This is a genomic window from Dactylosporangium thailandense, assembly GCF_059739745.1.
In genome coordinates this window covers 1,426,482-1,450,912 of the sequence record NZ_AP029195.1, presented here as the reverse complement: position 1 = coordinate 1,450,912, position 24,431 = coordinate 1,426,482, and the positions used below count along the sequence as shown (strand labels likewise).

The following is a 24,431-nucleotide window of genomic DNA, read 5'->3' as shown; positions in this document are numbered from 1 at the left end:
CAAGCCTGTGAAATCGATTTCACGGAAGGTAGATCCTGGCTCCCCGTCTGTCAAGACGCCCTAGAGTGTGGCTCCATGGCCACGATCTACGAGGTAGCGGCGCTGGCAGGGGTCTCGCCCGCGACCGTCTCGCGCGTCTTCAACGGCAACACCGTCTCGCCCGAGAAGCAGCGAGCCGTGCGCGACGCCGCCGCCAAGCTGGCCTTCACGCCCAACAAGACCGCCCGCCGGCTGCGCAAGCAGAGCTCCGAGGTGGTCGCCCTGCTCATCCCCGACATCGAGAACCCGTTCTTCACCGCGCTCGCCCGCGGCGTGGAGGACCGGGCCCAGGAGTCGGGCTTCTCCGTGGTGCTGTGCAACACCGACGACGACCCCGCCAAGGAGCTGCGCTACCTGCAGATCGCCGCGTCCGAGCAGATGGCGGGGGTGATCCTGGCGCCCGCCTCGGACGAGGCCGACCTCGGCGCGATCGCCTCGCTCGGCCGCCCGGTCGTGGCCGTGGACCGCACCACGCCCTACCCGGTCGACGCGGTCAAGGTCGACAACCGGGCCGCCGGCATCGCGGCCACGACGGCGCTGTTCGACGCCGGCTACCGCCGCATCGCCTGCATCGCCGGGCCGGTCGGCATCGAGGCGACCGAGGACCGGTTCCTGGGCTGGCGGCAGGTCATGACCGCGCGGCGGGCCGCGGTGCCGGACGGCTTCCTGCGCCACGCCAACTTCCGCGCCGACGGCGGGCACGCGGCGATGCGGCAGCTCCTGGCCCTGCCGGAGCCGCCCGACGCGGTGCTGACCACCAACAACCTCATGGGCGTCGGCGCGCTGCAGGCGATCCTCGAGGCGGGCGTCGATCCGGCGAAGTTCGGGCTCGCGGTCGTCGGCGAGCTGCCGTTCATGTTCCTGACCCCGCCCGCCGTGGTGCAGGTCCGGCTGCCCGCCCGCCACCTGGGCACGACCGCCGCCACGATGCTGCTGGAGCGCCTCGGCGGGGACGCCCAGCCGCCCCGCACGATCGTCCTGCGCGCCGATCTCGCCCCGTGACTGCAATCGATACCAGCAGAGAAGTTCCCTGATCAGGGGCATCATGACGAGTCTGTGGAGGGGTCCTTGACGAAATCGATTTCTTGGACTTCACTGTGCCCACCGCACCGCCTCCCAACCGCCTCCCAATCCGAGAGGGACGCAGGCTCATGAACACCCCGTTACGCAAGTTCGCGCTGCTGTGCGCGACCGCCGCGCTCGCGGTCTCACCCTTGGCGGGCTGCTCGAACGACGACCCCGGGGCCTCCGGCGGCGACAAGTCGCTCGAGATCGTCTACTGGAACTACGGGCCGGCCGCGGAGTCCGGCAACAAGGCCACGGCCGACGCCTTCATGGCCGCCCACGCCGGCACCAAGGTGACGCTCACCCCCGTCACCGGTGAGAACTGGGGCACCTACTACGCGAACGTCGCCACGCTCATCGCCTCCGGCAAGCGCCCCGACGTCATGGTCATCTCGGGCGAGGGCGCCCAGTTCGTGCACGCCAACAAGCTCGTGCAGCCGATCAACAAGTACCTGGAATCCGACGCCGAGGCCAAGACGCTCACGGGCGACATCGCCAAGGGGCTCATCGACGGCTTCACGGTCAAGGGCGACGTCGTCACGCTGACGTACGGCTGGAACGACATGGTCGTCTACTACAACACCGACGTGTTCAAGCAGGCCGGCGTCGAGCCGCCGAAGGCCGACTGGACGTGGGCCGACTTCGAGGCGACCGCCAAGAAGCTCACCGCGGACACCAACGGCGACGGCAAGCCCGACCGGTACGGCTTCACGTGGGCCAGCAACGAGATCTTCCCCGGCATCATGCCCTGGGTCGCCAACGCCGGCGGCAACCTCACCAGCGACGACGTGTGCAAGGCGACCGCGGACTCGCCCCAGGTCAACAAGGCCGTGTCGTTCCTGCGCAACCTCATCACCGAGGGCGTCGCCCCCGCCCCGATGCCGATGAGCGACGTGTTCACCCGCTTCCAGAACGGTCAGGTGGCCATGTTCGGCGCCGGCCGCTGGCCCATCGCGACCTTCCTGCCCGCCGGGTTCAAGGCGTTCGACATCCAGCTGTACCCCAAGGGCGACACCTACAAGACGGTCTTCGGCGGGGCCGGGTACCCGATCCTGAAGTCGTCCAAGAACCCCGACCTGGCCTGGGAGTACCAGAAGTTCACGGTCAGCGAGGAGATCGAGAAGCAGTACGTCGGCACGCCCGACAAGCCCGGCGACTCCATCCCGTCGCGGCGCTCGCTCGCCCAGACGATCTCGAAGGTCGGCGTGCCGCCCGCGAACTCCGACCTCTACTACGACAGCATCGACAAGTACCCGACGCTCGTGCCGTACCCGGCGCCGGCGAAGTACAGCGCCTTCGAGTCGACCGTCCTGCGCCACCTGCAGCTCATCTTCGCGGGCGAGGCGAGCGTCGCCGACGGTCTCAAGAACATGCAGGGCGAACTGAGCAGCATCGTCACCTGCTGAAATGGCTGACCTCATGACAACTGGCACCATCCCTCCGGCCGCGGTCGTCACCGACCCCGGCCGGGGGGTCCCCCGCCGCAAGCGCCGGGACGGGCTCGCCGCCCTGGGGTTCCTGTCCCCGTCGATCGTGACGTTCCTCGTCTTCGTGTTCGCCCCGACCGCGGGCGTGCTGTACCTGAGCTTCTACGACTGGAACCTGCTCAGCGACGGCGAGTTCGTGGGCCTGGCCAACTTCGACCGGCTGGTGCACGACGAGCGGCTGCTCGGCGTGTACGGCTCCACGACCTACATGGCCCTGGCGATCCTCGCCGTGAACGTCGTCTTCGGCCTGCTCCTCGCGGTGCTGCTGGAGACGCGGATGCCCCGCTGGCTGCGCGGCTTCTTCCGGCTGTCGTTCCTGTTCCCGTTCGTCGTGTCGGCCTCGGCGGTCGCGCTGATCTGGCGGTTCCTGCTCAACAAGGACCTCGGCCTGGTCAACTACCTGCTCGGGCTGGCAGGCGTCGACCGCATCGACTGGCTCGGCTCCTCGGCCTTCGCGCCGGTGTCGGTGATCGTGGTGAACTCGTGGAAGACGATCGGGTTCTCGATCCTCGTCTACATCGCCGGGCTCCAGGCCATCCCCGACGCGCTCAAGGAGGCCGCGATCGTCGACGGGGCCAACGCCTGGACCCGCTTCTGGCGCATCACGTTCCCGATGCTCTCGCCGACGATCTTCTTCCTGGTCGTCATCAACACCATCAACTCGTTCCAGATCTTCGCCGAGCCGCGGGTGCTGACCCAGGGCGGGCCGGGCGACGCCAGCCGGACGATCGTGGAGTACCTCTACGACCGCGCGTTCGGCGACTTCGACCTCGGCTACGCCTCCGCCATCGGCATCACCTTCATGCTGGTGCTCATCGTGCTCACCGCGATCCAGTTCCGGCTCTCCAGAAGATGGACCTTTTACGAGTGAGCCGCATCCTGTCCCGCGTGGCGACGTTCACGATCCTCGTCATCGCCGCGCTCGCGATCACCGCGCCGTTCCTGTGGATCTTCCGGGGCGCGTTCTCGGGCTCGGACGCGGAGCTGTACCGGCTCCCGCCCACGTTCGACCCGGACAACCTCACCACGGCGAACTTCGGCAAGGTCACCGACCAGGTGCCGTACTTCCGCTTCTTCCTCAACTCGATCATCGTGTCGACGACGATCACGCTGGCGCAGCTCGTCACCTGCTCGACCGCCGGCTACGCGTTCGCCCGGCTGCGCTTCCGCGGCAAGGGCGTGCTGTTCGCGGTCGTCATCGGCTCGCTCATGATCCCGATCCAGGTGACGATCGTGCCGCTGTTCCTGGTCATGTCGAAGCTCCAGCTGACCAACACGCTGTGGGCGCTGATCCTGCCGGGCATCTTCAGCGCGTTCGGCATCTTCCTGCTGCGCCAGCACTTCCTCGCATTGCCGTTCGAGCTGGAGGAGGCGGCGAAGCTCGACGGCGCCGGGCACCTGCGCACCTTCCTGCGGGTGATCCTGCCGCTGTCCGGCCCGTCGATCGCCACGCTGGGCATCCTGTGCTTCACGTACTGGTGGAACGACCTCCTGCTGCCGCTGGTCATGATCAGCGACACCGAGCGGCAGACCCTCCCGGTGGGCCTGGTGCTGCTGGCCGGGCGGTTCTCCACCGGCTCGCTGGGCACCATCGCGGCCGGCATCGCGATGGCGATCGTCCCGGTCCTGGTCGTGTTCATCGTGGCCCAGCGCTACATCGTGCAGTCGATCGCATCGAGCGGATTGAAACTCTGATGGACAACACCACCCTCCCCGCGCTCGCCTGGTCCGGCGCCACCGCCTTCTGGCACGAGCTGCCCCGCAACCTCGGCGCCGGGCTGCTGCTCGGGCTCAGCGCGGTGCCGCTCGGCGCCGCCCTGCTCACCGGCGCGCCCGGCTGGGTCGCGGCCGCGGCGACGCTGCCGGTGACCCTCGCGCTGACCGGGCTCGCCGCGCTCACCGCCGGCGAGGACCCGCGGCTGGCGGCGCTGCTGCGGGTCGACCCGGTGCTCGCGCTGCTCCTCTCGGTCGCCGGCCTGGCGCTGCTCGCCCCCTGGGGCGTGGTGCCGGCCGCGGCCGTCCTGATCGTCGGGCCCTACGCGCTCGCCTACGGTGCGGTTCGGGGCAAGCGCGGCCTGGCGGCGCTGCGCGGCGGGGTCATCCTCGCCGCGTACCGCCCCGCCTGGGCCCTCACCCTGACCGGCCTGACCGTGCTGGGCGCGTTCGCCGCCGCGGCCTCGGCCGGCGTGCTCGCCCTCGTCGCCGCCCCGCTGCTGCTGACGATCGCGGCCCGCCAGACCGCCGCGCTGCTGGACGAGATCGACGCGCTGCAGGCGACCCGATGATCCCGCTCACCGCGCACCTGCCCGGCGGGCCGCTCTCGGTGGCCGCGGTACGGGCCGTCGACGACCGCCTGCGCGCGCTCGTCGCGCCCGCCGTCGCACCGCGGGTCGTCGTCGCGGACGGCGTGGCGCTGCGCGTGCACGGCACCGGGCCCGCCTGCGTGCTGTGGATCCACGGCGGCGGGATGTTCCTCGGCGCCGCCGAGTACGACGACGCGTTCTGCTGCGACCTCGCCGCCGCGCTCGGTGCCACGGTCGTGGCCGTGGACTACCGGCTCGCCCCCGAGCATCCGCACCCGGCCCCGCTGCACGACTGCCGCACGGCCCTGGCCTGGTGCGCGGCCCACCACGAGCGGGTCGTCGTGGCCGGGGGCAGCGCCGGCGGCGGCCTGGCCGCGGCCCTGTGCCTGCTGACCCGCGACGAGGGCGGCCCCGCGATCGCCGCCGCCCACCTCTACTACCCGATGCTCGACGACCGCCACGAGACCCCGAGCGCCGCCGAGAACGCCGACGCCCCCGTGTGGAACCGGCGCCTCGCCGACGTGGCCTGGGAGGCGTACCTCGGCGGCCGGCCCGCCGACGCCTACGCCGCCCCCGCGCGCGTCGGCGACCTGCGCGGGCTGCCGCCGACCTACCTCGACACCGGCGGGCTCGACCTGTTCCGCGACGAGGACGCCGGCTACGCGCGCCGGCTCGCCGAGGCCGGGGTGCCGACGGTGTTCGAGCTGGTGCCGGGCGGGGTCCACGCGTTCGAGGTCTACGACCCGGACGCCGAGGCCAGCATCGCCACCCGCGAGCGCCGCCTCGCCGCGCTGCGCCGCAGCCTGCGCGAGGACTTCCGCACGTGGTGACGATCTACGAGGTGGCGGCCCGGGCCGGCGTCTCCCCCGCGACCGTCAGCCGGGTGCTCAACGGGGCCAAGGTCTCCGCCGAGTCCGAGCGGCTCGTGCGGGCGGCCGCCGCGGAGCTCGACTTCACCCCCAACCGCACCGCCCGGCGCCTGCGCGGGCAGCACTCCGCGGTGATCGGCCTGATCATCCCCGACATCGAGAACCCGTTCTTCACGGCGCTCGCCCGCGGGGTCGAGAACCGGGCCCGGGCGGCCGGCTTCTCCGTGGTGCTGTGCAACACCGACGAGGACCCGGACCGCGAGGCGACCTACATCGGCATCGCGCTCGCCGAGCACATGGCCGGCGTGATCCTGGCCCCGGCCGACGACGCCAGCGACGTGAGCCGGCTCGTCGCGCACCGCCGGCCCGTCGTCGCCGTCGACCGCAGCCTGGCCCGCGCCGACGTGGACGCGGTCACCGTGGACAACCGGGCCGGCGGGCGCTCCGCGGCCGAGTCGCTGTTCGCGGCCGGCTTCACCCGGGTCGCCTGCATCACCGGGCCGAGCTCGGTGGAGACCGCGCAGCTGCGGATGGCGGGCTGGCGGCAGGCGGCGGCCCGGCACGCGGGCGAGGACTACCTCGAGGACCTGCTGCGCTACGCCGACTACCGCGTCGACGGCGGCCGGGCGGCGATGGCCGAGCTGCTCGCGCTGCCCGAGCCGCCGGACGCCGCGGTGGTGGCGAACAACCTCATGGCCGCGGGGGCGCTCGACGCGCTGCACGACGCCGGGCTCGCCCCGCCGGGGTTCGGCCTCGCAGTCTTCGGCGACCTGCCGTTCGCGTCGTTCGGCCGCCGCGGCATCCGGGTCGTGGACGTGCCGGCGCGCGAGCTCGGCGAGGCCGCGGCGGCCCTGCTGCTGGAGCGCATCGGCGGCGACGCCGGCCCCGCGAAGACCGTCGTCCTGCGCACCCGGGAGCAGAAGTGAGCCTTTTCCTCGGCGTCGACATCGGTACCTCCAGCAGCAAGGGCGTCCTCGTCGACGCCGGCGGCGCCGTGGTGCGCACCGCGGTGCGCGAGCACGACGTGGACCGCCCGCACCCGGGCCACGTCGAGATGGACGGCGCGGTGTGGTGGGACGAGTTCGTCTCCCTCGCCGAGGAGCTGACCGCGGGCGTCACCGTCGCCGCCGTCGGGGTCAGCGGCATGGGGCCGTGCGTCCTGCTCACGGACGCGGCGGGCACCCCGGTGCGCCCGGCGGTGCTGTACGGCATCGACACCCGCGCCACCGCCGAGATCGCGTCGCTCACCGAGCGGCTGGGCGGCGCCGACGCGATCCTGGAGCGCTGCGGCTCGGTGCTGTCCACGCAGGCGGTCGGCCCGAAGCTGGCCTGGCTCGCCGCGCACGAGCCCGCGGTGTCCGCCCGCGCGCGCCGGCTCTTCATGCCGGCGTCGTGGCTGGCGTACCGGCTGACGGGCTCCTATGTGCTGGACTTCCACTCCGCCAGCCAGTGCACGCCGCTGTTCGACACGCACGCGCTGGACTGGCACCGGCCCTGGTCCGAGCTGATCGCCCCGGGCCTGCAGCTGCCGCCGCTGGCCTGGCCCGGCGACGTGGCCGGCACCACCGCGCGCGCCGTCGCCGGCATCCCCGCGGGCACCCCGGTGATCACCGGCACCATCGACGCGTGGACCGAGGCGGTCAGCGTCGGCGCCCAGCGCCCGGGCGACCTCATGCTCATGTACGGCACCACGATGTTCCTCGTCGCGACCGTCGACCGGCCCGTGACCAGCCCGCTGATGTGGGGTACCGTCGGCGCCTTCCCCGGCACCCGCAACCTGGCCGGCGGGATGGCCACGTCGGGCGCCGTGACGTCGTGGCTGCGCTCCATCACCGATGCCTCGTTCGAGGCGCTGCTGGCCGAGGCCTCCGCGTCCGGCCCGGGCGCGCGGGGGCTGCTGATGCTGCCGTACTTCGCCGGGGAGCGCACCCCGATCCAGGACCCGGACGCGCGCGGGGTGATCGCCGGGCTGACCCTGTCCCACACGCGCGGCGACCTGTACCGGGCGGCGCTGGAGGCCACCGCGTTCGGCGTGCGGCACAACGTCGAGGCGCTGCGCGCGGCCGGCGCGGGCATCTCGCGCGTGGTGGCGGTCGGCGGCGGCACGCGGGGCGGGCTCTGGACGCAGATCGTCTCGTCGGTGACCGGCCTGCCCCAGGTGGTGCCCCAGGTGACCGTGGGCGCCTCCTACGGCGCCGCCTTCCTGGCCGCCTCCACGCTTTCCGAGGTCGACATTGACGCATGGAATCCGCCGGCTTCCGTCGTCGAGCCCTCCTCGCAGGCGGAGTACGACGAGCTCTACGCGCTCTACCTCGACCTCTACCCGGCCACCCGCACCATCGCCCACACGCTCGCGGCCCGCCAGCGGCTGCTCGCGTGACATCTCCCGGAGGACCCCGATGAGCACCTACACCCTCCCCGCCGCACCGTCCCGCCCGGCCGCCGAGCCGAACACCGCGTACCTCATCGCCAGCGGCGACCTGCGCCCCGCCGCGAACCGTGCCGGCTGGCCGACCCAGGAGCGCATGGAGGCCGCCGTGGCCGCCGCGCTCGCCGAGCTCGGCTGGACCGTGCGGCGGGCCCACGACTACGACCCCGAGGCCGGGCACGGGTTCATCTCCAGCCAGCGCATGGGGCTGGAGGTGTTCAAGTCGATCCCGCCGGACGCGCCGCTGATCGTGGCGGAGGCGGTGTGGCAGTACAGCCACCACGTCCTCGCGGGCCTGCGGACCCACCGCGGCCCGATCCTCACCGTGGCGAACTTCGCCGGCGACTGGCCGGGCCTGGTCGGCCTGCTGGGCGTGAATGCCGGGATGGCGAAGATGGGCGTGGCCTACTCCACGCTGTGGTCGGTCGACTTCACCGACGAGTGGTTCCGGTCCGGCCTGCGCTCGTGGGTCACGACCGGCTCGGTGCCGCACGACGCCTCCCACGTGCGCGACCTTCCCGCGCTCGCGGACGGCCCCGAGGTCGCGCTGGGCCGGGCGCTGGCCGGGCAGCTCCTCGCCGACAAGGCCATCATCGGCGTCTTCGACGAGGGCTGCATGGGCATGTACAACGCCATCATCGACGACGAGCTGCTGAACCCGATCGGCATCTACAAGGAGCGGCTCTCGCAGTCCGCGCTGTGGGCCGAGATGCAGCGGGTTCCCGACTCGGAGGCCGACGCCGTGGGCGCGTGGCTCTCGGCGGCGGGCATGACGTTCCGGCTCGGCACCGACGAGGCCACCGAGCTGACGGCTTCGCAGCTGCGGTGGCAGTACAAGATGTACGTCGCCGCCCTGCGCATCAGCGACGACTTCGGCCTCGACGCGGTCGGCATCCAGTACCAGCAGGGTCTGAAGGACATCTGCCCCGCCTCGGACCTCGCCGAGGGCCTGCTGAACAACGTCTCCCGCCCGCCGGTGACCTCCCGCGACGGCTCCCGCGTGCTGTGGGACGGCGCCCCGCTGCCCCACTTCAACGAGGCGGACGAGGGGGTGGCGGTCGACGCCCTGGTCACGAACCGCATCTGGACCGCCATGGGCCTCGACCCGGCGACGACCCTGCACGACGTCCGGTGGGGCGAGGACTACGAGGGCCGCTTCGTGTGGGTGTGGGAGATCTCGGGCTCGGTCCCGGCGTCACACTTCGCGACGGGCTACGCGGAGGCGGTGGGCTGGCGGCAGGACCCGGTGTACTTCCCGCTCGGCGGCTCGACCATCAAGGGCATCTGCAAGCCGGGCGAGGTGGTCTGGAGCCGCGTCTTCGTCCAGGGCGGCGCGCTGCACGCCGACCTGGGCCGCGCCTCGGCCGTGTCCCTGCCGGACGAGGAGTCCCGGCGCCGCTCGGAGGCCACGACCCCGGCGTGGCCCATCATGCACGCGGTGCTGCACGGGGTGAGCCGGGACCAGTTCATGGCCCGGCACAAGGCCAACCACCTGAACGTGGCCTACGCCCCGGACGCCGCGACCGCGGACAAGGCCCTGCTGGCCAAGGCCGCCCTGCTGTCCACACTGGGCGTAGAGGTCCACCTCTGCGGCGACGTGAACCTCTAGCCCCCGCGTAGGGCCGGCCCGCCGCCGGGCCGGCCCTATCGCGAAACCGCACGAATGAGCGCGGTCATGATGGACACGAACCCCTTGATGATGGCGATCGTCAGGCTGAACATGCCCGAGATGAGCGAGATGACGATGCCCACTGCGACTCCCAAACCGTCGGCGCAACCGTAGAAAGGCATCGTCGCGGCGTCCGGCGCGCCTGACCATCGCCCGAAACGATCGCCACCGGCCTCGCACGACGGACGCATTCCGGCACTGTCCACGCACCGCCTCTGCTCTGTGACGTCCGGCCGCCGCGGACTCGCATCGGCTCGCGCCCGCACGGCCGGCTCCGCGACCACGGCAGCGGACCCGGCTGCCGGAGGATGCACGCGTCCACCAGATCCGTCAGGGCCTTCGGATCGAGCCGTCCCACCACGTTGAGCGGGGTGGTCCACCGCCCGAGTGCCAGCGCAGCCGCGCTCAACGATCGGGCGATACCCGGCTCGCTTTCGGCGACGGCCTGGGCCAGCTGAATCAGGGCCTGCGGCTGCAAGTTCGGGTCGGCGATGGTGTGGGCGATCTGTTCGATGTCGGCGCCCAGCCTGCGGGCCCGGTCGTGCTCGCCGGCGTCGGTGGCGGCCCGCACCAGCCCGGCCAGGGCCGCACCTGCTGGCTCGGGTCGGTGATCGAGCGGGCGAGGGCTTCGCCGCGGATCGGTTGTCCGCGCAGCAGGTAGGCGGGAGTGCCGGGTGGCCAGTGCTGTTGCTGGTAGCCGGCGGCCCAGGCGTGCAGGCGTTCGGCGAACGCGGCCACGGTGCGCGGGCCGAGACGGTCGATGGCCTGCATGCGCAGCGTTTCGTGGGTGAACAGGAACACCCGCTGCGAAGCGTGCGGGTCACTGCGGCCGGCGGCCTCCCCGAACAGCTGACGGCGCAGCCGGTCGCGTTCCCTCGCCGAGGTCACCGTCGGCTCCCAGCACGAACAGCACCATGGTGGCCAGGACCCCGACGGGCGATAGTCCAGCCGCGCGGGATCGAGGCCCGGGCGGGCGGTGGCCCGCGGCGCGCCCCCGTTGCCGGTGAATGCTCACCGGCGCGCGCCGCGGGGCCCCTCCCGCGTCGCGAGCGGCGCCGCCGGTCTCCAGGGCGGCACGCTCGCCGACGTTGCCCCTTCCTATCAAAGGGCGTCAACGTGGCCGGGCTATTCGTGCAGGCCGCCCGCCACGACGTGAATGAACGCCGCCTGGACGTCGTCGACCTGCTGGGCGTTGTCGACGTACGCGCCCAGCGGCTGTAGCGCGGTCTTCAGACGGTCCGCGGCGTCCTTCTTGCCGAGCACGACCACGCTGATCGTGACCGGGCGCTCGGGGTCCTGGAGTCCTTTGAGCTTCTCGACCATCGCCGACACCGCGGCCGCGTTCGCGCTGTCCTTGTTCGCGTCGTCGGTCAGGATGAAGACCTGGTTGAACATGTCGTCGTGCCAGTCGTCGCGCACGGACTGGTACGCCGCGACGATCGTGTCCAGCAGGCCCGGGCCGGCCTTGTGCGTGGTCAGGGTGTTCACGGAGCGGGTGAAGGCGGCCTTCGACGTGTCGTCCAGGCGGTCCGACGGCAGCAGCTTGCGGTAGCCGCCGGGCTGGCCGGGGCTGATCTCCCACAGGCCCAGGCGGGAGCCGACCGGCATGAGGTCGCCGACCACGCGGCAGCCGGCCTTGAGCACGTCGATCGGGGCCTGCTTGCCCGGCGGGGAGCCGGCCGGGCTCGCGCCGTTGCCCGAGCCGGCCATGTCCACGGCGATGAGCAGGTTGCTGCGGCGGTCCTCGGGGTCCCAGGTCGCGAAGACGTGCTGCACGTGGTGGGCGGCGAGCACGTCGAACGGCGGCGCGGTCGGCTCGGGCAGGGCGGAGCCGCCCTCGAAGGGCGGGCGGACCTGGCCGGGGCCGCGCAGGCCCGCGGCGTTGACGGCCTGGCGCACGTCGGTGCTGCCGAAGCTGTCGAGGAGGCGCTTGAGGGCCGCGGCGCGCTTCGGGTCACGGGCCGCGGCGGCGGTGGGCAGCCAGGTGTACCGCATGAGCGCCGTATGGTCCGCCCCGGCCAGGTAGGTGCGGGTCTGCGCGAGGTTCATGATGGGCAGCAGCGCGTACTCCGGAACCAGCCCGACCTCGCCCGCCTCGTCCGGGGTCGCGGCCAGGTCGTGGGTCACGGTGCGGGTCACCGCCAGGGTGGTGTTCAGCGCGAGCGAGGAGGCGTCCATGCCCTCCTTGAGCCAGACCGCCTCGCCCACGGCCCCGGCCGCGACCAGGCCGTCGCCGGACAGCGACGGGTCGCGCACGACCAGGCGCACGCCGGACGACTTCGCGTCGAGCAGCTCGGCGAGGGCCAGCCAGCCGCCGTCCTGCCCGCCCTTGATCTTCGCCGCGGTGGCCTCGTCGGTGACCATGAAGATCGGCGAGGTCGCGAGCGTCGGCGCGGGGCTGTCCTTGGCCGTGGCGGCGAGGAGCCCGGGCGCCGCGATCGTGGCCCAGCTGGCGTCGTCCGGGATCCACACGTCGGCGTTGACCTGGGCGAGCTGGCCGGCCGCGGGGCGCCCGTCGGCGGTGGTGACGTCGAGCTGGATGCAGTCCTTGCCGGCGCGCAGGGTCCGGCCGGCCGCGGAGACGACGGTGGAGAACGAGGACGCGGTCACGACCCGCAGCGTGGTCGGGCACTGGCTGCCGTCGTCACCGGCGGACTTGTCGTGCAGCACGTACCAGCCGGCGCCGCCAAGGAGCCCGACGGCGAGCAGCAGCACCAGCCCGCGCAGGACCACGCCGAACGGGCCGCCCGTCGTCTGATGCCTTCCCATCCGCGCCACCCTCCCCCTGACCGACGGGCAGTATGACATCGAGCAAGGCGGATTCAGGCCCTGGCCAGCCGGTTGGCGGCGAGGCTCGGCCGTTCGGATGAAGCATTCCACGCACTTCGCGACGCAGGGTGATGCGGCCGACACGGTGGCGCTCCACTGTGGACGAAATGAACGCCGTCTGAACAGGACATTGACGGACGAAGCTTGACCGAATAGGGCAGGATCGGGGCGTGAAACGGACCGGACCCCTGATCGTCCTGGCGCTCGTGCTGGTCGTCGTCGGCGCCGTCGCCGGGCACCTGCTCGGCCGCGGCGAGGGGCCCGGCGGGGGCGACGTCAAGCAGCTCACCGCGATCGTCGGCTCCGAGAAGAAGCCGTTCTTCGACGACCCCGCGGTGAAGGCGGCCCTGGCCCGGCACGGCTGGGCGGTGCGCGCCGACGCGTCCGGGTCTCGGCAGATGGTCACGCGCACGACGGGGTACGACTTCGCCTTCCCCAGCAGCAGGGCCGCCGCCGAGGAGGTGCGCCGGCACGCCGACCCCAAGGGCGAGAACGTCGTGGTGTTCTCCTCCCCGCTGGCCGTCGCGACCTTCCAGCCGATCGTGGACCTGCTGGGCAGCGCCAAGCTGGCCCAGCGCGACAGCGCCCAGGTCTGGCGGCTGGACCTCAAGGCGCTGGTCGACGCGAACCGCCGCAACCTGAAGTGGACCGACATCCCCGGCAACACCACGCGGCCCGTCGCGCAGAACGTGCTCGTGGCCACCACCCGGCCGGAGGACTCCAACTCCGCGGCGATGTTCGCCGCGCTGCTCGACAAGGTCACCGGCGGGGACCTCGGCGCCGTCGCGAAGCTCTTCACCGACCAGGGCGCCGTGGACACCACGAGCGAGGAGCCGTTCGAGAGCTACCTGCGCCGCGGGACCGACTTCGCGCCGATGGTGCTCATCTACGAGGCCCAGTTCGTCGACCACGCGGTCAACCAGGGGCTCGCCAACGGGCAGACGGTGCTGTACCCCACGCCGACCCTCATGTGCGAGCACACGATCGTGCCGCTGAGCGCGGACGGCGTCACCGTGGCCAAGCTCCTGGCGAGCGACCAGGAGCTGCAGCGCCTGGCCGCCAAGCACGGCTTCCGGACCGCGGACAGCACGCTGACCGCGCCGGTCTTCGCCAAGGTACGGCCCGGAGACGCCGCCCTGCCGGACTCCATCGCCGGCGCCGTGCCCGACCCCGACTACGACACCCAGCACAGCCTGCTGGCTCGGCTTGAGGAGAAGATGGCATGAGCGGTGCGCAGCGAAGCGGAGGCGGCGGCATGAGGCGGCTCGGCGTCGCGGCGCTGGTAAGTGTGCTCCTGCTCGGCGCGTGCACCAGCAAGCCGAAGGGGTCCGAACCGGCGGCCAGCGAGGGCCCGTTCCTCAAGGGCTCCGGCACCCTGCGCGTCCTCGCCGGCAGCGAGCTCGCCGACCTCCAGCCGATCCTCGACAAGGCCCGCCAGGCCACCGGGGTCGAGGTGAAGCTGCAGGCCACCGGCACCCTCGACGGCGTCGAGAACGTGGTGTCGGGCAACGCCGCCAAGAGCTACGACGCGATCTGGTTCGCCAGCAACCGGTACCTCCAGCTGCACCCCGGCGCCGGGGACAAGATCGGCACCGCCACCAAGGTCGCGACCTCGCCGGTCGTGCTCGGCCTGCGCGAGTCCGTCGCCAAGCGGCTGGGCTGGGCCGAGCACCGCCCGACCTGGTCGGAGATCGCGGTCGCCGCGGGCGAGCACAAGTTCACCTACGGCATGACGAACCCGGCCAGCTCGAACTCGGGCTTCTCCGCGCTCGTCGGGGTCGCCGCGGCCCTGTCCGGCACCGGCGCGGCCCTGAGCACCGAGCAGATCGCCCCGCTCACCCCGCGCCTGCGGGCCTTCTTCGCCGGCCAGAACCTCACCGCGGGCTCGTCGGGCTGGCTGGCCGACGCGTTCACCAAGAACGCCGTGGAGAAGAACGACCATGCCGTCGACGGGCTCGTCAACTACGAGTCGGTGATCCTGTCGCTCAACGCCTCCGGCAAGCTTCCCGAGAAGCTTTCCGTGGTGTACCCGTCCGACGGCGCCGTCACCGCCGACTACCCGCTGACGCTGCTGGCGGGAGTATCCGGCCAAGTCTCCGAGCAGACGAAGACGAACTACGCGGCGATCGCCGACTACCTGCGCCGGCCGAGCGTGCAGCAGGAGATCATGGCGCGCACGTGGCGGCGGCCCGCCGTACCGAATCTGGCGCTGGCTCCCGAGTTCGGCCCCAAGGGCGGCGGAAGCCTGCCCGAGCTGCCCTTCCCCGGCAAGCTGGAGGCGGCCGACGCGCTCATCGGGGCGTTCGGCGACGACCTGCGCAAGCCCGCGCGCACGATCTACGTGCTGGACCTGTCCGGCTCGATGAAGGGCGAGCGCATCGAGGGCCTCAAGAACGCGCTCATCGGCCTCACCGGCGCCGACACCAGCCTGTCCGGGCAGTTCAGCCGGTTCAACGGCCGCGAGCAGGTGCTCATGATCCCGTTCAGCACGAAGCCCGGCCAGGTGAGCCGGTTCGACGTGCCCGAGGACAACTTCCAGCCGACGCTGGAGCAGATCCGCGGCTACGCCGCCGGGCTGAAGGTGTCCGGGGACACCGCGATCTACGACACCCTGTTCACCGCCTACGACCAGGCGGCGGCCCTCGCCAAGGACGACCCGGACCGGTTCACGTCGATCGTGCTGCTCACCGACGGCGAGGTCACCGCGGGTTCGCGCCTGGACGCGTTCAGGTCGCGGGTGCCGCAGCTGGCCAAGGTGCCGGTGTTCACGATCCTCTTCGGCGAGGGCAACGTCGCCGAGATGCAGCAGATCGCCGACCTCACCGGTGGGCGCACCTTCGACGCCCGCACGGGCTCGCTGCCGGCGGCGTTCAAGGAGATCCGCGGGTACCAGTGATCTTGTTCGTTGCCCGCTGTTCAGACCCCGGCAGTGGTCAAATCCCGGGGCTTGGGGTACATCGAAAGTATGACGCAACTCTCGCTCGACGACTACCTCGTCGAGGACGACGACGATGACGATCCGGTGCTGCTGCGCAAGGACGGTCAGCCGGTCGACACGTGGCGGGAGGACTACCCCTACGGCGAGCGGATGACGCGCGCGGAGTACGACCGCACCAAGCGTCTCCTGCAGATCGAGCTGCTGAAGCTGCAGAACTCGATCAAGGACCGGGGCGACCGGCTCGTGATCCTGTTCGAGGGGCGCGACGCGGCCGGCAAGGGCGGCACGATCAAGCGGTTCATGGAGCACCTGAACCCGCGCGGCGCCCGCGTGGTCGCGCTGGAGAAGCCCAGCGAGCGGGAGTCGACGCAGTGGTACTTCCAGCGCTACGTCCAGCACCTGCCCGCCGCCGGCGAGATCGCCCTCTTCGACCGGTCCTGGTATAACCGGGCCGGGGTCGAGCGGGTCATGGGGTTCTGCAACCGGGCCGAGTACCTCGAGTTCATGCGTCAGGCCCCCGAGCTCGAGCGGATGCTCGTGCGCTCCGGCATCAAGCTGGTCAAGTTCTGGTTCTCGGTGTCGCGCAACGAGCAGCGCACCCGGTTCCTGATCCGGCAGGTGGACCCGGTGCGGCAGTGGAAACTGTCGCCGATGGATCTCGCGTCGCTGGACAAGTGGGACGACTACACCGAGGCCAAGGAGGCGATGTTCTTCTACACCGACACCGCCGACGCGCCGTGGACGGTCGTGAAGAGCAACGACAAGAAGCGGGCGCGGCTCGAGGCGATGCGGCACGTGTTGAGCCGGTTCGACTACGCCAACAAGGACTCCGATCTCGTCGGGACGCCCGACCCGCTCATCCTGGGCCCGGCGGCGCTCGCCGACGACAAGGCGGACGACGCGCCGCGGCTCTGAGACATGGCCGTCTGCAGCTGAGTAGCGACACGCCGAGGGGTTGAGTAGAGCAAGTCGGGCATTCACGCCTGCGGCACTCACGGCACGGCAACGCACGTCGTACAGTGTTGCCCGTGCGGGAGCTTGGGACGGCGTTGTTCGGCAGGCACGTGACGCTGTCTTACTCAAGCGACCACGAGATCCGCGGGCTGCTGACCGACTTCGCGCAACGCGCCGTCACCGCCGGTCACCGCGTTGTGATCTTCCTCGACACCGACTCGGCCGACCTGGCCCGGGCGCTGGCCGCCGACGTGATCGGAGCCGCACCCGGGCAGCTCAGCACGGTGCGCTACGGCACCGGTCAGACCGGTGCCCCGCTCGGGAGCTTCGGCGGCCCGCTGTTCGGCGTGGCGGACATGCTCGACCTGATCGGCCGGCTCGTCGACGGCACGCTGCGGGGCGGGTGGCCGGCGCTCTGCGTGGGCGGCGAGATGACCTGGACCGACCGGCCCGCGTGGACGCCGACCGACCTGTTCGCCTACGAGCACCAGGTGAACCGCTTCTTCGGCGACCCGCGCGTGACGGGGCTGTGCCTCTACGACCGGCGGCGGTTCGGCAAGGAGCTGCTGGCGCGCATCGGGGCGGTACACCCCGGGCCGCTGCTGGCGTTCACGCTGGGCGGCTGGGGCGCGCACCTGCGGCTCACCGGGGAGCTGGACGCCTCGAACGCGGAGTCGCTGCCGTCGATTCTCGAGCTGGTGGCCGGGGCCGACTCCGTGGTCATGCTCGACGCGAGCGACCTCGACTTCGTGGACGCGGCCGGGGCCGCGCACATCGTCCGCTTCGCCGCGTCGCGCCCGCACCGGCACACGGTCGTGCGCTGCGGCCGCGGGGTGCGCCAGGCGTTACAGCTCGTGGGCGCCGAGTCGGTGCCGAGCCTGGTGCTGCGCGACCGCGTCGCCGCCGGTCCGGTCGCCACCGCTTCGTGATCACGGCCTTGCGCGCTTCGCCGCTTCGGCATCGCGGCCCTTGCGCGTTTCGCCGCTTCGGCATCGCGGCCTTGGGGTAAGACTGGCGACGTGTCGCCTATGTCTGATGAGTCCCTGGCCGCCGAGGCCGCGGCCCGGGGTGTCGCCACCTGGTACGAGACCGCTGGCCACCGGCGCGTCGACATCGATCCCGAGGTCGTGCGGTCCGTCATGGCCCTGCTCGAGCCGCGGGGCGCCGGGGTCGCGCCGGCCGCCGCACCCGTTGCGCTGCCCGAGGTGCCGCGCACGTGGGGATGGATGATCCAGCTGTACGGTGTGCGCTCCGCCGCCTCCTGGGGCGTGGGCGACTTCGCGGACCTGGCCGTGTTCGCGCGCTGGGCGGCCCTGACCGGCGCCGGCGCGATCCTGGTCAACCCCCTGCACGCCGTGGCGCCCGTCGACCCGATGCCGTCGTCGCCGTACTCGCCGTCCTCGCGCCGCTTCGTGAACGCCGTCTACCTGCGCGTCGAGGACCTGCCCGAGTACCGATCGGCGGGTGCCGAGCTGCGCTCGCGGGTCGACGCGCTGCGCCCGGCCTCGGCCGACCTGATCGACTACGACACCGTGTGGCGCGCCAAGCGCGCGGCGCTGGAGCTGCTCGCCGCTGACGGTTCGGATATTTCCGATTTTTCGGACATTGAGCCGGCACTTCGCGACTTCGCCACCTACACCGCGCTCGCCGAGGTCCACGGCGTCGACTGGCGCGAGTGGCCGCAGGAGCTGCGCCGCCCGGGCCCGGCCGCGTACGCCGCGGCCGACCCGAGGCGGGCCGCCTTCCACGTCTGGCTCCAGCGCCGCTGCGCCGACCAGCTCGCCGCCGCCAATGCGGCCGCGGCGGGCATGGCGGTCGGCATCGTCCACGACCTCGCGGTCGGCATCGACCCCGGCGGCGCGGACGCGTGGACCCTGCAGGACGTGATCGCCCCGGGCGCGAAGGTCGGCGCCCCGCCGGACGCGTTCAACCAGCAGGGCCAGGACTGGGGCCTGGCGACGTGGCGGCCGGATCGCCTGGCGGCGACGGGCTACGAGGCGTACCGAAACCTCCTGCGTGGCATCTTCGAGCACGCCGGAGGCCTGCGGGTCGACCACGTGGCCGGCCTGTGGCGCCTGTGGTGGATCCCGCCGGGCCACGGCGCGGCCCAGGGCGCCTACGTGCACTACGACGCCGAGTCCATGCTCGGCGTCCTGATCGAGGAGGCCGTCCGCGCGGGCGCCGTGGTGGTCGGCGAGGACCTGGGCACCGTGGAGCCGGTGGTCACGCAGACCCTCCAGGCGCGCAACATCCTGGGCTCGGCGGTCCTGTGGTTCACGCGGGACGACGACGGCGCCTTCATCCCGCCGGCCCAGTGGCCCGCGAACGCCATGGCGAGCATCTCGACCCACGACCTGCCGACGGCGACGGGCTTCCTGACCGGCGAGCACGTCCACGCCCGCGCCGCGGCCGGCGTGCTGACCCGCCCCGTGCCCGAGGAGCAGGCCGCGGCGGGCCAGGACCGGGCCGCGCTGCTGGCCCTGCTGAGCGCCGAGGGCCTGGCGGACGAGACGAGCACGGACGCCGAACTCGTGGTGGCGATGCACAAGCTGCTGACCCGCACGCCGTGCCGCATCCTGCTCGCGTCGCCGTACGACGTGCTGGGCGAACCGCGGCAGCCCAACCTGCCGGGGACTTCGCAGCAGTACCCGAACTGGCGCATTGCGCTGCCACTGAAGCTCGAGGACCTGACGGCGGACCCGCGCATGCTGCAGATCGCCGAGATCCTGGACGCCCGGGCCTGAGCATCAGGCTTCACGAGGGTGTGGTCGGGGAGTCCAGCCAGGCGTTGATCAGGGACGTGAAGTCGCGGCCGGTCTGGCGGTTCACGAACGCGATGAAGTCCGCGCGCGACTTCGCCGTGCCCGTGTTCGAGGACGCCCACGCCCGGCCCAGGGCGAAGAAGCGCTCGTCGCCGAGGGCCTTGTGCAGCTGCCGCAGCATCAGGGCCGGGCACACGTAGACGTTGCTCTCGGCGAAGCTGTCCGCTCGCGGGTGGCCCGGCGGGCCGATGCGCCCCCGCAGGTCGGCGTCGGCGGAGCGGGCCGCCTGTTCCCAGCGGGCCATCGCCGCCGGGTCGGACCGGGTGCGGTACAGCTGCTCGACGTAACTCGCCCAGCCCTCGTTCAGCCACACGTCCTGCCAGGTCGACGGGCCGACCGCGTCGCCGAACCACTGGTGGGCGAGCTCGTGGACCAGCACGTCGGGGGCGCCGCTGCCGTGGGCCACATCGGCGCCGACGGTCATCATCTGCTGGGTCTCCATCGCCGACTGCGACGGGACGAGGACCACGCCGGTCGACGGGAACGGGTACGGGCCGAAGCGGGTCTCGAGCCACTGGACGTACGCCGGGAGCTGCCGCAGCGCCTCGAGCTGGCCGGCGTTGTCGGAGGGGCGGGTCCACAGCGTGATCGGGAGGTTGTTCGGGCCCGTGAGCTCGGTCTTCGTGTACTGCCCGACCGCCAGCGTGGTCAGGTAGGAGGCGACCGGCGTGGCCGAGGTGTAGCGGAAGGTGGTGCCCGAGACCGGGCCGGGCGTGCCGCTCGCGACGGCCGACCAGCCCTGCGGGACCGTGACGGCGATGTCGTACAGCGCCTTGTCCGACGGCTGGTCGTTCGCCGGGTACCAGGTGCTGGCCCCGTACGGCTCCTGCATCGTCCACAGCTCGCCGCCCGGCGTCACCGTCAGGCCGAGCGGCTCCACGTCCCCGCGGTGCGAGGGCATCGCGACGGTCGTGGGGGTCCCGCTGTACCCCACCGCGAGCGTCGCCACCGCCCCCGCCGGCAGCGCCTTGTCGACGACGAGATCGCCGTCCGCGACCCGGCCCGTCGCGGTCGCTCCGTCGATGCTGATGGAGCTCAGGGTGTACGCGCTGGAGAAGTCGAGCCTGACCGAGTCCACGGCGTGCACGGCGCGGACGCGGATCGTCGCGGTGCCGGTGAGCGTGCGCGGCCCGGGTGCCCAGGTCAGGGCCAGGTCGTAGTGCAGGACGTCGAGCGCGGGGTTGCCGTAGGCCGGGTAGATCGGGTCGGCCACCGGCGACGAGGTGCCGTCGCGGTTGCTGAGGTCCTCATTGGTGGTGCTGCGGCTGGCGCTCGGGCTGGTGATGGGCAGGCCCTGGACGCGCGGCGGCTGGGGCGTGCAGCCGGAGACCAGCAGCACGGCCGCCGTCAGCACCCCAAGCGCGCGTCGCACCCGACGAAGACTAGCCGCAGCCGAGGGCGGTGCGGAGGGTCGCGAGGTTGGAGTGCATGGCCGTGAGATACGTCTCGCCGTCCTCGACGCCCTCGATCGGGTCGAGCACGGCCGCCCGGGCGCCGATCTCGCGGGCCACGGTCTCCGAGAGCTTCGGACTGACCAGCGACTCGAAGAAGATCGTGGTGACGCCGCGCTCCTTCGCCAGCCGGGCCACGTCCCGCACGCGCTGCGGTCCCGGCTCCTCGTCCGGGTTCAGGCCGGTGACGGGGACCTGGGTGAGCCCGTAGCGCGCGGTGAGATAGCCGAACGCCTCGTGACTGGTGACCACGTCGCGCCGGACGCAGTTCGCCAGTCCTCGGCTGTACTCCCCGTCAAGCTCCCGCAGCCTGCCCTCCAGCCCGGCGGCGCGCTCCTGGAACTCGCCGGCGTGGGCGGGGTCGGCCTCGGCGAGGCGGTCCGCGACCTTGCCGGCGATGGTGGCCAGCCGCACCGGGTCGAGCCACACGTGCGGGTCGGCGCCGCGCAGCGCGGCGACGGTGGACACGTCGAACGTCTTGGCCTTCTGCTGCAGGTCGGCGCCCTCGTCGACGGCGGGCTGGAAACCTCGCAGGTACAGCACCAGGTCCGCGTCCTCGAGCGCCGCGAGCTGGCTCGGCTGCAGCTCGAGGTCGTGCGGCTCGGCCCCGGCCCGGGTCAGGTTCTCCACGGCTACGCGGTCGCCGCCGATCTCCTCGGCGACGAACTGCAGCGGATAGAACCCGGCCACGACCCGCACGCGGCCGTCGTCGGGCTGCTCGTGCACGGCGCATCCGGCGAGCGAGACGAGGGCCGCGCAGAGCACTGCCGACGCCCTCCACCGCATGCCCTCAAGTCTCCCGGGGATGACAACCATTGTCAAAAACGCATGGATTCGGCCGCGTGTCCCGGCATGTCCCGGCTCGGTCGCGAGCCCAACGGCGGGCGATGCGCTTGCCGCCATGGGGCCGGCCGCGGGCCGTCGCGCGCCCGGGCCGGACGCCGGCCGGGCGGGCCGGACGCCCACACGGGCCGCCACAAGCCCAGCCACGGGCCGGGCATCCGCACGCAGGCCGCCGCGAACCCCGCCGCAAGCCAGGCGCCCGCCCGCAGAGCCACCGCGGGCCGGCCCCGGACCAGGCGCCCACACAGGCCGTCACAAGCCCAGCCACGCGCCGGGCACAAGCGCGCAGGCCGCCACGAACCCCCGCCGCAAGCCAGGCGCCCGCGCGCAAGGCGGCCAATCCCCCGCCGCCCCGAGTCGGCCGCCGGCAAGGCGCCCTCACGGAGGGCGGCATCGACGCCAAGAGGCCGCCCGCACCGCCCGCGCGAGGGCGGAGGGGCGGGCGGCCCGCAGACGGCCGATCACCAGACGGACGCCGCAGCAAATTACGCGGATGTCGGATTTATACCCTGACAGGTGATAAATCCGAGCATGTCGGGCGCGAAGCGCCCGACATGTCGGGAAAACCCGCCTCAGAGCAGCTCGCGCAGCGCCTCAACCAGCAGCCACACGCCGAAGATCGCGAACAGCGCCGCGGCCCCGTACTTGATGGCCTTCTCCGGCAGGTGCCGCCCCAGCTGCCGGCCGACCACGATCGCCAGCGCGTCCGCGGCGACCATGCCCACCGTCGAGCCGATCCAGGTGCCGAGCCAGCCGTGCTGGGTGGCGAGCGTGATCGTGGCCAGCATCGTCTTGTCGCCCAGCTCGGCCAGGAAGAAGGACACGCCCACGGCGATGATCGCGGAGCGGGTGGTGCGCTCGGCCTTGCCGCGTTCCTCGTCCGTCAGCTTGTCGCCGCGCAGGGTCCAGGCGCCGAAGGCGAAGAACGCCAGCGCGGCCACGAGCGAGATCCAGGCGGTCGGCAGTGCGGCCCCGAGGCCGTAGCCGACGGCGACGGAGACGAGGTGGACGATCGCCGTGGCGATGGTGATGCCGATGAGCACCGGCACGGTGCGGAAGCGGGTGGCGAACGTCAGCGCCATCAGCTGGGACTTGTCGCCGAGTTCGGCGACGAAGATGACGCCGAAGCTGATGGCGAGGGCGGAGAGGAACGCGCTCAAGGTGGAACCCTTCCCGGGACGGACCGGGAGGCGAGGGCGGACGACCTCGACCCGGCCGTCCGACTCGTGAAAAACACAGCCGACAGCGAGGCCGAAAGTCTCGTCCGCTTCCGAGAACGGAAGCCGCACGGCCGGGCCTGAAACTTCCAGCGCCAGTATGTCGACCGGGCAGTTGAGGACTACTCCCCTTCGTTCACCCTCACCTTAGCGGAAACGCCCGGCCCCGCACGACGTGATCACCGGCACGTCGTGCGGGGCCGTGGCGCGCTACTTGCGCTTCGAGGGCTTCGTGATGCGGTCGGTGCCCACCTTGTCGCGCAGGACCTCCGGGACCAGCACCGAGCCGTCGGGCTGCTGGAACTGCTCGAGGATCGCGGGGACGAGCCGGCTGGTCGCCAGCGCGGAGCCGTTGAGCGTGTGCACGAACTTGTTGTTCTTGGAGCCGGGCACGCGGTAGCGGATGCCCGCCCGGCGGGCCTGGTAGTCGCCGGCCCAGGAGACCGAGGAGATCTCCTTGTACTTGCCGGTGCTGGGCATCCAGACCTCGATGTCGATGGTCTTGCGCATCGAGGCGCTGGCGTCGCCGGCCGCCAGCAGGGAGCGGCGGAAGTGCAGGCCGAGGTCGCGGACCAGGCCCTCGGCGTAGTCGACCATCTCCTCGAGGGTCTTCTCGCCGTCCTCCTGGCTGGTGAACTGGAAGATCTCGACCTTGTTGAACTGGTGGCCGCGGACCGTGCCGCGCTCGTCGGAGTGCGAGCCGGCCTTCTCGCTGCGGTAGCAGGGGGTGTACGCGTACACCCGGTGCGGCAGGCTGTCGGTCTCGAAGATCTCGTTCTGGTAGGCGCCCAGGATCGCCGTCTCCGAGGTGGGCAGCAGGAACCGGCCCCGCTCGCCCTCCTCCCCGGCGATGTGGAAGACCTCGTCGTAGAACTTCGGGAACTGCCCGGCGGCGTAGCCGGCCGAGTCGAGCAGCAGATGCGGCGGGAGCATGAACTGGTAGCCGGCCGCGAAGTGCCGGTCGATGAACCAGTTCACCAGCGCGAACTCCAGCCGGGCGCCCCAGCCGGTGTAGATCCAGAAGCCGGAGCCGCCGAGCTTCACGCCGCGCTCGTAGTCCACGAGCCCGAGGTCGCTGGAGAGCTGGACGTGGTCGCGCAGGTTCTCGATCACCGGCGCCTCGCCGTAGACCTGCACGACCTGGTTGGCCTCCTTGCCGCCGGCCACCACGTCGTCGGCGGGGAGGTTCGGCAGCACGCTCATGGCGCTGTCGAGGTCGCGCTGGGTCTGGGCCAGGCGCTCCTCGAGCTCGGCGAGGGCGGCCTTGGCGTCGCGGGCGCCCGCCTCGATGGCCTGGCCGGCGGCCTTGGCCGCGGCGAACGCGCGCGCCTCCTCCTTGCGCCGGGCCCGCTCGGCGTCGATCTCGCCGATGAGCTCGCGCCGCTGCTTGTCGAGGTCGGCGATCGCACTCAGCGCGCGGGACACCTCGGACGGCTCGAGCCTCTTGGACAGTCCGGCCTCGACGGAGGCCCGGTCCTTGCGAATCAAGTCGATGTCGAGCATGCTGCCGCGCACCT

The 24,431-nt window shown here is 72.1% G+C and carries 21 protein-coding genes; 14 read left to right on the top strand and 7 right to left on the bottom strand.

Going from position 1 to position 24,431, the window contains the following annotated elements; all coding sequences use genetic code 11:
* Window positions 1–75: 75 nt before the first annotated feature.
* From AC6JBM_RS06210 to AC6JBM_RS06170, 9 genes are all read left to right on the top strand, one after another.
* Window positions 76–1,041, top strand: a complete 966-nt coding sequence (locus AC6JBM_RS06210; protein WP_497982645.1) for a LacI family DNA-binding transcriptional regulator — start codon at window positions 76–78, stop codon at window positions 1,039–1,041.
* A 149-nt stretch (window positions 1,042–1,190) separates the two neighbouring features.
* The gene (locus tag AC6JBM_RS06205) at window positions 1,191–2,510 is read left to right on the top strand and encodes an ABC transporter substrate-binding protein (RefSeq protein ID WP_350613499.1); all 1,320 of its coding nucleotides are present in this window, start codon (window positions 1,191–1,193) and stop codon (window positions 2,508–2,510) included.
* Between the two features lie 13 nt (window positions 2,511–2,523).
* Window positions 2,524–3,462, top strand: a complete 939-nt coding sequence (locus tag AC6JBM_RS06200) for a carbohydrate ABC transporter permease (protein ID WP_497982644.1) — start codon at window positions 2,524–2,526, stop codon at window positions 3,460–3,462.
* Window positions 3,459–4,286 carry a carbohydrate ABC transporter permease gene (locus tag AC6JBM_RS06195; RefSeq protein ID WP_350613496.1) on the top strand — a complete coding sequence of 276 codons (828 nt, stop codon included), beginning with the start codon at window positions 3,459–3,461 and terminating at the stop codon, window positions 4,284–4,286. The genes AC6JBM_RS06200 and AC6JBM_RS06195 overlap by 4 nt, the downstream gene beginning before the upstream one ends.
* Window positions 4,286–4,876 (top strand): hypothetical protein, encoded by a 591-nt coding sequence (locus AC6JBM_RS06190; RefSeq protein ID WP_497982643.1) that lies wholly within the window; start codon window positions 4,286–4,288, stop codon window positions 4,874–4,876. The genes AC6JBM_RS06195 and AC6JBM_RS06190 overlap by 1 nt, the downstream gene beginning before the upstream one ends.
* Window positions 4,873–5,724, top strand: a complete 852-nt coding sequence (locus AC6JBM_RS06185; RefSeq protein ID WP_497982642.1) for an alpha/beta hydrolase — start codon at window positions 4,873–4,875, stop codon at window positions 5,722–5,724. The genes AC6JBM_RS06190 and AC6JBM_RS06185 overlap by 4 nt, the downstream gene beginning before the upstream one ends.
* Window positions 5,718–6,689, top strand: a complete 972-nt coding sequence (locus tag AC6JBM_RS06180) for a LacI family DNA-binding transcriptional regulator (protein ID WP_497982641.1) — start codon at window positions 5,718–5,720, stop codon at window positions 6,687–6,689. Before AC6JBM_RS06185 ends, AC6JBM_RS06180 begins: the two co-directional genes overlap by 7 nt.
* Window positions 6,686–8,143 carry an FGGY-family carbohydrate kinase gene (locus tag AC6JBM_RS06175; protein WP_497982640.1) on the top strand — a complete coding sequence of 486 codons (1,458 nt, stop codon included), beginning with the start codon at window positions 6,686–6,688 and terminating at the stop codon, window positions 8,141–8,143. The genes AC6JBM_RS06180 and AC6JBM_RS06175 overlap by 4 nt, the downstream gene beginning before the upstream one ends.
* A gap of 19 nt (window positions 8,144–8,162) precedes the next feature.
* On the top strand, window positions 8,163–9,800 hold the full coding sequence (locus AC6JBM_RS06170) for a fucose isomerase (protein ID WP_497982639.1): 1,638 nt from the start codon (window positions 8,163–8,165) through the stop codon (window positions 9,798–9,800).
* Window positions 9,801–9,835: 35 nt separating this feature from the next.
* On the opposite strand, the gene AC6JBM_RS06165 is transcribed toward AC6JBM_RS06170, so the two are convergent.
* The 3 genes from AC6JBM_RS06165 to AC6JBM_RS06155 all read right to left on the bottom strand — a co-directional run bounded on the left by AC6JBM_RS06165 (window position 9,836) and on the right by AC6JBM_RS06155 (window position 12,629).
* A complete protein-coding gene (locus tag AC6JBM_RS06165; RefSeq protein WP_497982638.1) occupies window positions 9,836–10,066 on the bottom strand; it encodes a hypothetical protein in 231 nt (76 codons plus the stop codon).
* Window positions 10,067–10,319: 253 nt separating this feature from the next.
* Window positions 10,320–10,748, bottom strand: a complete 429-nt coding sequence (locus AC6JBM_RS06160; protein WP_497982637.1) for a hypothetical protein — start codon at window positions 10,746–10,748, stop codon at window positions 10,320–10,322.
* 237 nt (window positions 10,749–10,985) lie between these two features.
* Complete coding sequence (locus AC6JBM_RS06155; RefSeq protein WP_497982636.1) at window positions 10,986–12,629, bottom strand: hypothetical protein; 1,644 nt, start codon at window positions 12,627–12,629, stop codon at window positions 10,986–10,988.
* 230 nt (window positions 12,630–12,859) lie between these two features.
* Here AC6JBM_RS06155 and AC6JBM_RS06150 point away from each other — a divergent pair, with 230 nt between their 5' ends.
* The 5 genes from AC6JBM_RS06150 to malQ all read left to right on the top strand — a co-directional run bounded on the left by AC6JBM_RS06150 (window position 12,860) and on the right by malQ (window position 19,325).
* Window positions 12,860–13,915 (top strand): hypothetical protein, encoded by a 1,056-nt coding sequence (locus tag AC6JBM_RS06150; RefSeq protein ID WP_497982635.1) that lies wholly within the window; start codon window positions 12,860–12,862, stop codon window positions 13,913–13,915.
* Between the two features lie 62 nt (window positions 13,916–13,977).
* Window positions 13,978–15,585 carry a vWA domain-containing protein gene (locus tag AC6JBM_RS06145; RefSeq protein ID WP_497982634.1) on the top strand — a complete coding sequence of 536 codons (1,608 nt, stop codon included), beginning with the start codon at window positions 13,978–13,980 and terminating at the stop codon, window positions 15,583–15,585.
* 69 nt (window positions 15,586–15,654) lie between these two features.
* Window positions 15,655–16,542: a polyphosphate kinase 2 gene (gene ppk2, locus AC6JBM_RS06140; protein ID WP_497982633.1), complete on the top strand. Its 888-nt coding sequence runs from the start codon at window positions 15,655–15,657 to the stop codon at window positions 16,540–16,542.
* 149 nt (window positions 16,543–16,691) lie between these two features.
* Entirely contained in the window at window positions 16,692–17,510 is an 819-nt protein-coding gene (locus AC6JBM_RS06135; RefSeq protein ID WP_497982632.1) for an MEDS domain-containing protein, read from the top strand.
* 99 nt (window positions 17,511–17,609) lie between these two features.
* Window positions 17,610–19,325, top strand: a complete 1,716-nt coding sequence (gene malQ / locus AC6JBM_RS06130; protein ID WP_497982631.1) for a 4-alpha-glucanotransferase — start codon at window positions 17,610–17,612, stop codon at window positions 19,323–19,325.
* 10 nt (window positions 19,326–19,335) lie between these two features.
* Here malQ and AC6JBM_RS06125 read toward each other — a convergent pair whose 3' ends face one another.
* From AC6JBM_RS06125 to serS, 4 genes are all read right to left on the bottom strand, one after another.
* Window positions 19,336–20,775 carry a M1 family metallopeptidase gene (locus AC6JBM_RS06125; RefSeq protein ID WP_497982630.1) on the bottom strand — a complete coding sequence of 480 codons (1,440 nt, stop codon included), beginning with the start codon at window positions 20,773–20,775 and terminating at the stop codon, window positions 19,336–19,338.
* A 10-nt stretch (window positions 20,776–20,785) separates the two neighbouring features.
* Window positions 20,786–21,640 (bottom strand): metal ABC transporter substrate-binding protein, encoded by an 855-nt coding sequence (locus AC6JBM_RS06120; protein WP_497982629.1) that lies wholly within the window; start codon window positions 21,638–21,640, stop codon window positions 20,786–20,788.
* A 629-nt stretch (window positions 21,641–22,269) separates the two neighbouring features.
* Window positions 22,270–22,857 (bottom strand): TMEM165/GDT1 family protein, encoded by a 588-nt coding sequence (locus AC6JBM_RS06115; protein ID WP_497982628.1) that lies wholly within the window; start codon window positions 22,855–22,857, stop codon window positions 22,270–22,272.
* Window positions 22,858–23,124: 267 nt separating this feature from the next.
* Window positions 23,125–24,417, bottom strand: a complete 1,293-nt coding sequence (serS, locus tag AC6JBM_RS06110) for a serine--tRNA ligase (RefSeq protein WP_350613472.1) — start codon at window positions 24,415–24,417, stop codon at window positions 23,125–23,127.
* Window positions 24,418–24,431 lie beyond the last annotated feature (14 nt).